This window comes from Paenibacillus sp. RC84 (genome assembly GCF_041260495.1).
Taxonomy (GTDB): Bacteria; Bacillota; Bacilli; order Paenibacillales; family NBRC-103111; genus Paenibacillus_F.
This window is the reverse complement of sequence record NZ_JBGBYL010000004.1, coordinates 141,124-153,293: the sequence shown is the minus strand read 5'-3', so window position 1 is coordinate 153,293 and position 12,170 is coordinate 141,124. Positions and strand designations below refer to the sequence as shown.

The following is a 12,170-nucleotide window of genomic DNA, read 5'->3' as shown; positions in this document are numbered from 1 at the left end:
AAAAGGATAAAGGAGACAAATCATTATGAAAAAAGTAAAAGCCGTCGCATTGTTTTCGTTCGCTGTAGCCTCAGTTTTGAGTTTTTCCGGAAATACATACGCTACTGCTGATAACATTTCAAATTTAAGCGTTCCTAGCATCATTACCACCCAAGAAGATCGTACAGGATTTTCATATAGCTTCTCGATGCTTAGTAAAAGCGGCAGCCCTCTGCCTTCAAACGGAACTATTACCACGAATAAAAGCTCAGATGTTTACGTTACGCTTGTTCAATGGGAAACCAAAGACAGAGAAGGTCAGGGAACAGCTTGGTCAGCCGATATGGCTTATGATTTAGAAGAAACAACTACAAAAAATAAAGCCGGCGAAATTTCGGTGCGAGAACTTCTTACTTCTAACAACAAAACAATCGGTTGGACAAATGTTAAACCTGGAACCTATAGACTCATTATTAAAAACACTGGGTCTTATTGGGCTGCGGGAAATGGCTTTGTCCGTGCGTACGAAAAATAATTAAAGTTTAAAAGATTTATATACTGGGAACACACAAAATTCGCTGTTTGATAAAACAATAAATTTATAGTCCGATAATGTTTGTTGAATGCTTGTCTGTGCTCAGAATTTTACCAAACCGCTGCCTCTCATCTCATCCAACACAGTCTATGTACATTTATACTTTGCTTCGTGAATTGTATGAATTTGATTGCACAGCGGTTTGATCATTTTTTTTGGAGGGGGGGAAATGAACACGAAGCGGGTGAATAACGATGATAAAATTTACTTAATCTTTTGAGTAAACATCTTATAGCGACTGCCCCGAAGAAGTGTTGGATACGTATCATAAATGATTCGTTTTATTGTATTTTTATAAGGTCCGAATATATAAGCCGCTTGTTCCTTGGCAATTCAACGTTTTGATGAAAGTGGCCAAAATACCACCGTTTGTACTTCAGTTTCTGTTCAACCTCATAAAAATAAGGATGCATTTCATCCTTCTCCATGTGAATATTGAATAGCGATGAAATATAATCCAGATCCGAAGTAGAACAAGTATGCGTGATCACATAGTCTACATTCCAATTATTCCTGTTAAGATTTTCTAAACCTTCTTCGTATTCATCTTTAGAAGGCATTTCTCTCCTCCACCAAGACCTCCCTTCTTTACGATACTCTTTATCATGTGACGCAGCTCCACCAAACGTAAAAAATTTATTATTTTCTATCGTGAATACCTGTCCTCTCATCAAGTGAATAACGCTGTTATTGATTTTATGTACCTTCCCACCATTCCAAATTTCAACAGGGTACTGTTCCAGCAAATCAAAGTTTTCATGATTCCCATCAATAAACAGAGTCGTAAAAGGCTTTTCTTTGTCGAGCCACTTTAGCCAGTACTGGTCCTCTCTACTCCCATCCCATATTAAACCAAAGTCACCGGCAACGATTACGTAATCTTTTTTCGTTAAGGATTTTTGTTCTGGAAAGTTCCTTTTATTAAGCCTACTACCCACGCTTATCGTTCCATGTATGTCTCCGGTTATATAAATCATGTGCTTCTCACCGTTACTCTAGTCGTCCCATTTAAGTCCAGCTGGAATCGGAACAATAAATTCGTGCTCACAATTTGGACAAGTGGCAGGTATTACAGGTTTTTCATCTTTATTTATTCTCTGATATAAATCTTGCAAAAATGCGAGGTCAGCTATAAATAATTGTTCAATCACTTTCGTGTCAATCATTGGAAGGTCGCCTAATCTAGTAATAACTCTTGTAAGGATAATGACCATTAAATATTGTGGATTTGCTTGAACGCGCGGATCTCTCATGGGTAGAATTTCATCAGCGGCTGTTGCAAGTCTCATTGCCCCTTTTTTATGAATATTCCCACTGCTATCTTCAAACCCTCTCGGTAATTCAAACTCATATTCTGTCTTAAATGCCATTAAAAAAGCCCCCTTCGAATTGTTTTCTTGCAATGGTGTTTTTAACTTTTTTCAAGAAATAGCATGGTGTTAGAACTGCAACAGCTAAAGTTAATCTTCAAACTATACTTAACACAATATTACAGACATTGTAAAAGAATTGTTTTATCGAACTTTTCTTAAGAAGACGTCTGGTACTTTTCCGTAAGGATCTTTTCCGAATGGTTCGAGATAACGCTTATGAAAGAAAAACAATCAGCTAGCAGCTTGCCCTCTAACGTGGAAAGACCTGCTCAGACTGTCGAGAAAGTTTCGACAGCTTTCTTTATGGATGGAAAATAAGTCAACATTCATCGTATTTCTACAATAAATTTGCGTCTAAATGAGTCTAATTGACCATGGTATAAATACCAAAATATGGTATATTTACAGTATCAAATTAAAGGAGGAACTTATTTATGAATTTCAAAGCATTAACTATTGGCGCCCTAGTAGGAGTATCTTTGGTTTTTGGAAGTGTCGGGGCGTTCGCGTCCCCAGTAAATGCCAATGCCAGTACTGTATCGCCTCACGCAGATCAAACTTTAATCCTGCGTATCGGTGAAGTTTATAACACAAATGGATATGTAACCATTCTTAATAATCCCCAGAATGCAGTTGTCGTAGAATTCCAATCGTATGTTAAGGGATTACAACCTGGGCAGGCTCTCATTAGTGTAAATAAAAATGGACAAATCACTACATACGACGTTTTCGTAAAGGCATTTTGAGCTTTGGGGAGGGATTTCCTCCCCTAGTTGTTATTTAAAGTTCCATCCGTCTTAAATGAAGATTGATTCATGACTCTCCCTCCTTTTTTATTCTCCTTTATCTACAACCCTAATATATGTTAATTATGGTTCATATTCGATTGCTGTTCGCAGCCTAGAGTCCTAAAATCAACAAAATCCCCGCTCAATCAGAGTCGGGGATTTTCTATGTACTCTTTTATTAACAATTCAGCAAAAATCAATGATCACTTTCTGTTACAAGCAATGCGGCGAAGTGAATTGGTTTCATTTCATCGATATGAAGTTAAAGCCCCATTCATTCGAATGGGGCTTACAGAAATATTGGATTGATTGCCGATTAGCCTTCGACTTGTTTTATGCGACTAATAATAACGGCTGCTTCAGCCCGGGTGGCAACTGCCTTAGGACCAAAGGTACTTCCGGGTAATCCATGGATGATCCCTTTCTGAGTCAGAAGTGCGGCAGCCTCTCTGGCATACGGAGCAATGGTTTCCCTGTCCCCAAATTTAGCAAGAGCTTCTTCAATATTGCCAGCTGCAGCGCCCGAAGTAATCTTCATGGCATTAGCCGATATTTTAGCCATTTCCTCGCGCGTAATCGCGCGGTTTGGCTCAAAATAGCCCTCGCCTGTTCCTTCTGCCAGTTTTAAGCCGACTGCAGCTTTTACATAGGTTTCATACCAGCTTGCTGGCGGAACATCTTTAAAGGAGATATTTTCTTTTTGGTCGGATAGATTGAAGGCTCTCACGATCATCGCCAAAAACTCGACGCGGGTTACTTGCTTAAGCGGTTCAAAACGTCCACCATTAAACCCATTTACCAATCCTAGACGGGCCAATTCGTGTATCTCGCTGCCCGCCCAAGACTCTACTGATTGTAAATCACTGAAACCGACTGCTGATTCGGAACTTTGGTTTCGGTTAGACACGGCGTTAAATATCGAATTGGCAAGGAGACGGAACTGGTGCTGCGAATGGGCACCATTGGTCAGATCGTTGGAGAAAACCGTGACGTTTTTATTATTTTCCTTATAAGTAAAGGCCATAATCTGTCCCTTGGCAGCTTCGTGTCCGGGCCACCAGCCTGCCTTGTAGAAATCATCATTACTGCTTATCGTTGCAAGAATATTTGCTGTCTTAGGAACCGTTTTGATATAAGAACCTGTAATGGTATAAAAATACTCCTGTTTATCGTAAGGGGCTGTAATGACGCTGTCTTGCTTGACGTCGGCCAGAAATACTCCCTCATATCGCTCCCATTTGGGCCCCCCGAACGAAAATCCGGGAATCCAATCTTGAACGTTTACCATTCCCATATTTCCGTACGCGATATATGGTTTGCCTTTCCCCACCTGCTCGGAAGAATCAAATGTATTGACAAGAACATCCGCCTGAGCCTGGTCTGAAGTCACCTTAAACCCTAAGTTTTCCAAGACATACGCCGGCTCACCGAGTGCTCCTACAAGAGTGCTTTTAAGCTCTTTACCAACCGGCATATGATCGCCAAATGGACTCACATCAAGCAGGTATTTGGAAGCCAGCGGGTTCAGATCGTCATAAGAGACGACAAAATCTCCAGCCTCATGTTCCGATTCGGTCTTTGTGAGCATCTTTACGTGTTTTCCAGATGCCAAGAGCTCGTTAACAGCTTTTATCGCATCGTTGTTCGTATTTCGAAGGAGAACGTAAACGGATGGTTTGTCCGGCATGGCAGTAGCCGGAATCGTTACCGATATTACCGGAGCGGTTTTACCCTCAAAAACGCGGGGTTCTCTGATAACATATCGATTAAATCCGCGCAGAACCGGAAAATCCTGAACGATCTCACCTGCAACCGACTCATAGTCCGACACATCAATACCATCATAAAGAACCGAGTTTGCATAGCCGTGGTAAGACTGATGCATGTCGATGACAAATGATCCCGCAGGATAAGTTGTCCCGGAGACGGTAACGGGCTTTATGGATCGTTCCACCTTAATTCCGTTGCGAAGAAAGTACTCGATCATGCGATAGGTTTCGTATGCATTTTTCTGAATGCTTCTGTCGATTGGCAGTACATAATACTCCGGGAAGAAGTTTTGATTGCCTGAACGCGGACGGCCGATGATTTCATCTTTGGCATTGACCAAATATGGATCTACTGCACGATCATCCTTATTATCTATCCCGCGTTCGTATATTTTCAACTGATTCATGAACAGCTTCTCTTTGTTCTCCATCACATAATGGGTAGCCCCCGCCACGCTGTAATACAGTGCTTTAGTCGACTCTTCGTTTGATTCAGGGACTTCCAGCGTGTGTCCCAACGCCCCATGATGCATGGCAAATACAGCTGTATATGCGGGAGTTGCGTCATCCCAGCCTGTTGAGGTGCCTTTAGGTACATATTTCGGATCCTTCACGGATTTCTGATGTTCTTCGTAAGGAATGTGATAATCGTTATACTTTGTATTGGCAATTCCGGCCTCGCCCATCGCCTTCGCTTGTTCCAACATACTGTCAATCAGCAGATCATATTCGATGTTTGGATCATGCGGCGGCGTAGTCGGTTCAATCAGGAAGTTGGAATCAAATCCATGCAGGTCCAAAAAAGACAAAGGGGACCATTTTGCAATTTGTTCCGTAACACTGCGTGTTTCAGGCTGGGTTTGATAAGAATTGTCTCGGTTTAAATCAAAATAATTGGGGTTCGCTCGTGTTGTGTGAACACGTCCATCTGGATTGTCCGTATAAACGAACAGGAAAATGACTTGGTTTAGTGCTTGGTCCATGTTTAAATTGATCTTGCTCTTCTGGCCGCTAGATCCCTTCGTATCATAAGATATACTGTCATCTAGCGCCATAGATTTAAAGAAATTGAAAATAGAGTCGACTCCTGGAGCTTCGTTCGGATGAATATTATTCAACCAAATCGGTACCTTATAGTCGCCAAAAGTACCTGATTGAATATCAGCCTGCAGCTGCTTGGGATTATTCGTCATGGCTGGGTGAGTCACATTTTGATATTGATCTACCGAGGCTTTATCTTTGGCAAGGATCGTTAGATAAATATCACGGCCTTCGACTGATTTTCCAATCGATATGGTTTTAATATACCGGTCATTCTTCTTAGCCGCTTGCGCTGTAACCGCATCAATATCCGTTTTTAGCTCATCATAAGTGTGGAAGCTGTCATACGGCGTTAACTTAACCGGTGTCTGGGCAATAACTTGTCCGTGAGCAGTTGCAGCGAGCTCATAGGTACCCATCAATGAAGCATACAGGGGACGCTGTAAGCGAGGCTCGGCCAGATTATCTGTGTCATAGGGTAGATCGAAAGTGATATTCGCCGTGTATTGCCCGTCTTTCGCCTTACCATCGCTTACCGTTATAAAGGAGGGTCCCGTATAATCCCGCTGCGCGAATTTCTTCCATTCAGACAGCGGCTTACCGCCATAGGTCCAGCTTATGCTTTTACTATCCACATTTTGGGGCAGTGTAAACTTGACTTGGAAGGTTCTTTTCTCCGTCATGGACGCAACATGATGATTCATTTTTAATTCTTGAACTGCTTTCCCCCGTGCGAGTGTCTTATTCTCCTTTTGATCGTGGGATGCCGTTTGGCTTTCTACATCCTGAACGGGTTCCGCCTTAACATGGCCTGGATCCACGGTACCGATCATTAGGGAAAATGAAATCATTAAGCCAAAGGCATGTTTGTTAAGCTTTTTCTTCAACCTCTGCTCCCCCTCTTTCATTCGTTCTTCCCAGCAGAAACTCGTGATTCCCCAGTCTTCAAAGAATCTTTAGATTCGGCGGGAACAGATTTTTCCGCTTCCATTATGTTCTGAACAAAGTCTTTCAGCTCTTTGCGGCTCGATACATCCAGAACAGCCGCTTTGCCCATATGGGTCTCCTTAATCAGCTCCATTGGCGGAATTTGTTCACTTCCTTCCAGTTTGCTTTGATATCCTACCGACGCCAGCTTCCACATGTCATTTACCGTTAGATTGGTATCCATATAAGGACTGACTTTCTCAAGAATGGAAGGGAGTTTCATAATAGATGTTGTGCTTTTCATTTTCTGGGCCACCGCATCGGCGAAGTCCCGTTGGCGTTTCGTCCGGGAGTAATCCGATAAGGCGTCATGACGAAAGCGAACGTACTGTAATGCCGTTTTCCCATCCAAATGCTGCTTTCCTTCGGTAAGATGAATATCATATTCATGCTGATCGGCTGCGCTCTCATAGTTCATGTCCTTCTCGACATAGAAATCAACTCCCCCTATTTCGTCCACTAGTTTTATAAAACCCTGAAAGTCTGTATATACGTAGCACTGAACAGGGATTCCAAGCAAATCGCTTACCGCTTTCATAGCCGTGTTAGGCCCATACGTGATTGCCGTATTAATCCGATTTTTGCCGTGATCAGGAATATCCGCATACGTGTCGCGAAGAATTGAAAACAAATGAATTCTTTTACGCTCAGGGTCCAGAGAGACAACCATCATGGTGTCTGATCTGGGGATCTCTCCTTTATTGACTCCACGAGCATCTACCCCCATCAATAAAATATTGACCGGCTCCGTTCCCAACCATTTAGGAGGCTCTACTGACTCAACCTCCGCTGCGTTAGCAGCGGCAAATAGAGACTTTTGGCTATCTGTTTTATTTAAACCTTCCAACCCTTTATATAGAGAGTAGAAATAATAGACAACCGGACCGGAAAGCACAATCAAAATCAATGCGAGAACGGCTGCTATCCTCTTCGTTTTTAATGACATGTTGTTTCTCCTTTCTTGAACGACAACAGGAAACTACGCTTACTGTTCTTGCAAGGCTTCGATAAGAAGAGATGCATAGTATCTCGATCCGTCAGGCTTTAAATGAACCCCGTCTTTATAAAAAATATCTTTTTTCCCTTCACTGGCTGCATACCAGTCAACAATTTTAACATGGTGGAATTCACCGGCTACGTCCTTGATAGTTGTATTGACCGTGTCCTGCCATCCTTTTGAAACTCTCGTGGTGACTACAAATACCTGCTTGTCCGAAAGAGACTGAAGCAGACTGCGAAGACTCTTGTTGTTAAAAGGTCCGTTGGTGCCGAGTTCGATAATAATGCGATCACCTAATTTCCCTTCGGCTTTTAAATCATCGATTAGCTTCTGGGCTTGGGACATTTGTCTTCCAACCTTGCCATCAACCGTAATTTTGGGTAGTTTTTCTTTCAAATAAGGCTCAATACCGACTATGACCGAATCTCCAATGACCGTAATTCCTTCTCCATCGAGAGATTGAGGAGGTTTCTTGTTCTCCGTTTTTGGGGGAGCAGATTCTGAGGATGCTTTGATCTGCTGTGGTGTTGTGATTTGTTGTCCCCCTAGTTCTCCCTGCTCTGTTGTTTTCGAGCTCTGATGACGCTGACTGAAATATCCAGCAGCTAATAGGATAATGACAAAAACCCATGTTATCCCTACTTTATGTTTCTTCATTTTCATTTCATCCTTTCAAAAATAGATTTAATTTGTTGGTGGTTACAAAGTAGATTTGTTCAGTTCCTTAGAGCGAGTCCACCATAAACGTCCTTTTCGAATCGGTTCCTCCACAAACCTGTAGGACAGAGCAGACAACATAAAAATGAGCGTTAGCTGCAGCAAAATGTCAACGAATCCGGGTTCCCCGACATTCGCCTCCGGCCTTGATAATATAATGACCGGATAATGCCATATATAAAGACTATAAGATCGTTTCCCGATCCAGCTAAGAGGTTTGGCTGCCAGGATGGCTCCCAGTTGACTGGCTGGATGCACCAGCACGGCAATGATAACCGCAGTAACTACAGACAGAAACAAGAAGCCGACCGGGTACAGTGAAGAATCATATTCATTCGTTTGATTCATCATGATAAACAAGATCAACATCGCCGCTGCTCCCAATAAATCTAAAAGCGAGCGGGCCCTTGAGGAAATTCGGTCCGTTAGCCTCCAACTTGGCCATACAACGGCTAACGCCGCTCCAATCAGGATAGCGAATGCCCGGGTATCCGTTCCGTAATAAACTCTGCTAGGATCCGTCCCTGGCACATACAGGAGCGCCATTGCGATGGCGGAAACGGCAGCCCCTAAAAGAATAAATACAGCAAGCTTACCCTGGCGCCTTAAAAGCCTGACTAGAAAGATTAACAGAAGCGGCCATATCACATAAAATTGCTCTTCAATAGACAGCGACCAAAGATGTCCGATCGGAGAAGGCGGTCCGAAACTTTCAAAATACGATACCTGATGAAAGATGAGATACCAGTTATTCACATAAAAAACGGAGGAAAGGAAATCTCCTTTCAATGTTTGCATTCTGGAAGGATCTATGAGAATCAACCCTAATGCCACGACCATAAGCATGCTGACCATTGCCGGCAGTAGTCTTCGTATTCTTCTAATCCAAAAATGCAATAAAGAGATTTTGCGTTGAGTTTTCAACTCCCATAAAAGTTGATCCGTGATTAGGTAGCCGGATAGAACAAAGAAAACTTCTACTCCCAGCAGCCCGCCCTTAGCCCACTTCAAATTGAAGTGGTACGCAATAACAGCTAATACGGATATGGCTCTTAAACCGTCTAATCCAGGCATATAACGTTTTAATAATTGCTTTTGCTTCCCCATCCTTTATGTTTCATCCTTGTCTGTATATGGGATGTTTATTACTCTTTTAATATAGCTGCCGGATGTCGCTAAAGTTTGATCAGGATGTAAACAAGTTGTCACAAGCTCCGCTCCTTTTTGGACAAAAAAATAACCTTCTTTACGATTTGATCCGTAAGCAAGGTTAGTTTTTAGGTATTCAGGCTCATTAAGTTGAATCATAAACGAGGCTTATTGGAATTCGATAAGCAGTACCTGACCATCCGTTGTCATCGTTTGGGTATTTGATGAAGGTGAATAAAACTTTTGCCCATAGACAAGTAAACCTTTTTCGCCGGGACTCCAGTACATTTGGGATGGTTTCAAACCATGATAAACAGGTTCGTTAGACAGAACATTATTCCCTTGAATCTTTCCTGCGTAAATCGTGTCCTGGCCATAAGTTGAATAGGCAATACATTTCCTGTCTTTTGACAGTTTAAATCCCTCCACTTTTTCCAGCAGCACAGATAGTTCTTTGGTACGTTGATCATACTCGAATAACGTACCATCGGTTCCAAGGAATACAAACTGATCGTTATTCAGCCAAGCCACTTGGTCTTCATCACTCTGATGTTCGTATTGTATATCGATTGAATTTCCATTGACCGTCCCCAGCATGATGATGTTTTTCTTGGCCTTACCGGATTGAAAGGCGGTTAATAGTACACTGTGTCCGTCATCAGATACGTTGATTTTTGTAAGGCTGTTTCCCTTTCCGTAGTTTTTTATCGTATATGTTGTGGAGGATTGGTTACCGACGTCCCATAAGTGAATAAAGGCTTTTCCACTTTCAATCGGATCAATTACCAAATAACAAAGATATTGGTTGTTGTTGGACCATGCGACATTCTGAAGATACAGATCCTTATTATTGCTGAAATTTGCTACCTCGGTTTCTTTGCCATCTTTTAGTGACATCAGCTTCAATTTAGTTCCATACCTTGTGCTTGAGATCTCACGGATGAGTGAACCGTCAGGAGACAGTTCGATAAGAGGCGAATCCATTTGAATTCCAGAAATAACCTCACTTTTTTCGTAAGGAGGAGCCATACGCTTTAATACGGTTTGTTCTGATAGGTTACCTTTCTTATTCGAAGCAATTACAGAATCTTTACCGGACCATCCTAATAGTTGACCGGCGTTTGTGAATTCATCGGGTAGCCGATAGATTGTCTTTACCTTGAAGGGTTGTATCCCTTCATTTTCAGTCTGCTTCTCTTCCTGACTCGGAATTACAATCGTCTCTGTTTCGGGTTCGAACAGAGCGCAGCCGGATAAAACCAAGATTAGAAACAAGAGTACTGCTATTGCGAAAAGTGCCTTCTTCATATCGGCTTTCCGTCCTTCCGGACATTCAAATATTCTAATTCTACCGTAACTATCGTTTGGTTGTTTTCGTTCGTCATACGGATGTTCCCGCCGTGTTCATCGACAATGGATTTGGAGATGCTGAGCCCCAGCCCGACACTTCCCTCTTCAGATACTTGATTGTTGCCCAGATTAAACGGCTGAAATAAATAAGCAATTTGATCGGTCTCGATTGGATCGCTCGGGTTGCTAAAAACAAATTGAATTTTCGTGTCAGCCCTCTTCGCCGTTACGAATATTTCTGCTTGATCCGTACTGTATTTGATTGAGTTATCCAGTAGATTAATAAAGAGCTGGCGTAATCGGTTTCCTTGACCATATACGATCAATTCATTTTGGATCTCGTACCGAATGCTTTTCTTATAGCGTTGAGCCCGGATCCCCATCGATTCGCACACGTCTTTCAAAATGCTTCCCGCATCGACCCTTTCAGGCTCCATAATCTGAATGTTTGGGCGCGACGCCTCCAACAGTTTCAAAACCATGCCATGAAGACGTCTGCTTTCCTCGATGATATGGTTCATGCCCTTTTCGAAAAAATATCGGTCCGCTTCTCCTTTTTTACGTATAATCTCAGCATATCCTAATATCGAAGTTAACGGAGTCTTAAGTTCATGGGTGATGTTGTCAAAAAATCGCTTCTCCTGTTCATGAAGAGCCTGAAGGTGATCCCGGTCTTTTCGGATAATCGTCATCTGCCTGCTAATTTGATCGATCATTTCGTTAAAGTTGTCTGCAAGCCTTCCAATCTCATCCTTCCGCCTGAACTGGATCCGCACTTCCAGGTTTCCGCTTTTCACCTCATTTGAGGCTCGAGTTAGTCTGACAAGGGGGATGGTAATGTGCCTGGAGAGGATATATGAAAAGAGGAAAGCTGCCGCGAAAATAGCCATCGCAATGTAAAAGATGATTTCCTTAATCCGTCCGCTTTGTTCATAGAGCAGACTGAAATCTCTGGAAAACCGTAAAATTCCAACCTTCGTTCCATCAATGAAAACAGGGTACGAGAATAGAACGGATGCTGTGTTTCGATCGTAAGTGATGCTGTATGCAGTCTTCCCCTCTATTGCTTCTTTTAAATCGCCATTTGTTAGATGCGGAATTGACTTATCCGATGAATACAGCAGTTCCCCGTCCACTGTATATACGCCGACGCTGCTGCCAGTGGCATGATTCAAGTCGTTAGCCATCTCCTCAGCCATTTGGCCAAAGTAAAGCCTATTGTTCGAAAAATGATTGATCAGAAAAGATTGTCGTACATAAATGTTACTGTTGTTCTTCAGTCCAATTAACTCCGAGGTCACTATTTTTTTGTTACTGGTCTGAATAGACTCCTTCACGGTTTGATTTAACACCAGAAAAGAGAGCGAAAATATTAAGAAGAAACCGATAATAAATTTGACGCTAATATTTCGAATCATTCGT

At 42.3% G+C, this 12,170-nt stretch carries 10 protein-coding genes; 2 read left to right on the top strand and 8 right to left on the bottom strand.

All coding sequences use genetic code 11. The features are described 5' to 3' along the window. The first annotated feature begins 25 nt into the window (after positions 1-25). A complete protein-coding gene (locus ABH899_RS10975; RefSeq protein WP_369996109.1) occupies positions 26-514 on the top strand; it encodes a hypothetical protein in 489 nt (162 codons plus the stop codon). Positions 515-855: 341 nt separating this feature from the next. Here the strand turns inward: ABH899_RS10975 and ABH899_RS10970 are convergent, their stop codons facing one another. Continuing rightward, on the bottom strand, positions 856-1,551 hold the full coding sequence (locus ABH899_RS10970) for a metallophosphoesterase family protein (RefSeq protein ID WP_369996108.1): 696 nt from the start codon (positions 1,549-1,551) through the stop codon (positions 856-858). Positions 1,552-1,569: 18 nt separating this feature from the next. Continuing rightward, entirely contained in the window at positions 1,570-1,944 is a 375-nt protein-coding gene (locus tag ABH899_RS10965) for a phage tail assembly protein (protein ID WP_369996107.1), read from the bottom strand. Between the two features lie 437 nt (positions 1,945-2,381). Here ABH899_RS10965 and ABH899_RS10960 point away from each other — a divergent pair, with 437 nt between their 5' ends. Beyond that, entirely contained in the window at positions 2,382-2,693 is a 312-nt protein-coding gene (locus tag ABH899_RS10960) for a hypothetical protein (protein WP_218230138.1), read from the top strand. 358 nt (positions 2,694-3,051) lie between these two features. On the opposite strand, the gene ABH899_RS10955 is transcribed toward ABH899_RS10960, so the two are convergent. The 6 genes from ABH899_RS10955 to ABH899_RS10930 form a co-directional block, all read right to left on the bottom strand. Continuing rightward, a complete protein-coding gene (locus ABH899_RS10955) occupies positions 3,052-6,453 on the bottom strand; it encodes a M14 family metallopeptidase (RefSeq protein WP_369996105.1) in 3,402 nt (1,133 codons plus the stop codon). Further along, positions 6,450-7,478 (bottom strand): LCP family protein, encoded by a 1,029-nt coding sequence (locus tag ABH899_RS10950; RefSeq protein WP_369996103.1) that lies wholly within the window; start codon positions 7,476-7,478, stop codon positions 6,450-6,452. The genes ABH899_RS10955 and ABH899_RS10950 overlap by 4 nt, the downstream gene beginning before the upstream one ends. Positions 7,479-7,517: 39 nt before the next feature. Further along, on the bottom strand, positions 7,518-8,189 hold the full coding sequence (locus ABH899_RS10945; protein WP_369996101.1) for an SGNH/GDSL hydrolase family protein: 672 nt from the start codon (positions 8,187-8,189) through the stop codon (positions 7,518-7,520). A 42-nt stretch (positions 8,190-8,231) separates the two neighbouring features. Further along, the gene (locus ABH899_RS10940) at positions 8,232-9,356 is read right to left on the bottom strand and encodes an acyltransferase family protein (protein WP_369996100.1); all 1,125 of its coding nucleotides are present in this window, start codon (positions 9,354-9,356) and stop codon (positions 8,232-8,234) included. A 210-nt stretch (positions 9,357-9,566) separates the two neighbouring features. Continuing rightward, entirely contained in the window at positions 9,567-10,706 is a 1,140-nt protein-coding gene (locus ABH899_RS10935; protein WP_369996099.1) for a WD40 repeat domain-containing protein, read from the bottom strand. Next, positions 10,703-12,166, bottom strand: coding sequence for a HAMP domain-containing sensor histidine kinase (locus ABH899_RS10930; RefSeq protein WP_369996097.1), 1,464 nt, complete (start codon positions 12,164-12,166; stop codon positions 10,703-10,705). Before ABH899_RS10930 ends, ABH899_RS10935 begins: the two co-directional genes overlap by 4 nt. Between the last annotated feature and the right edge of the window lie 4 nt (positions 12,167-12,170).

Coding starts and splice junctions, on each gene's coding strand:
- ABH899_RS10975 (WP_369996109.1), top strand. CDS start 26: ATGAAAAAAGTAAAAGCCGTCGCATTGTTTTCGTTCGCTGTAGCCTCA.
- ABH899_RS10970 (WP_369996108.1), bottom strand. CDS start 1,551: ATGATTTATATAACCGGAGACATACATGGAACGATAAGCGTGGGTAGT.
- ABH899_RS10965 (WP_369996107.1), bottom strand. CDS start 1,944: ATGGCATTTAAGACAGAATATGAGTTTGAATTACCGAGAGGGTTTGAA.
- ABH899_RS10960 (WP_218230138.1), top strand. CDS start 2,382: ATGAATTTCAAAGCATTAACTATTGGCGCCCTAGTAGGAGTATCTTTG.
- ABH899_RS10955 (WP_369996105.1), bottom strand. CDS start 6,453: ATGAAAGAGGGGGAGCAGAGGTTGAAGAAAAAGCTTAACAAACATGCC.
- ABH899_RS10950 (WP_369996103.1), bottom strand. CDS start 7,478: ATGTCATTAAAAACGAAGAGGATAGCAGCCGTTCTCGCATTGATTTTG.
- ABH899_RS10945 (WP_369996101.1), bottom strand. CDS start 8,189: ATGAAGAAACATAAAGTAGGGATAACATGGGTTTTTGTCATTATCCTA.
- ABH899_RS10940 (WP_369996100.1), bottom strand. CDS start 9,356: ATGGGGAAGCAAAAGCAATTATTAAAACGTTATATGCCTGGATTAGAC.
- ABH899_RS10935 (WP_369996099.1), bottom strand. CDS start 10,706: ATGAAGAAGGCACTTTTCGCAATAGCAGTACTCTTGTTTCTAATCTTG.
- ABH899_RS10930 (WP_369996097.1), bottom strand. CDS start 12,166: ATGATTCGAAATATTAGCGTCAAATTTATTATCGGTTTCTTCTTAATA.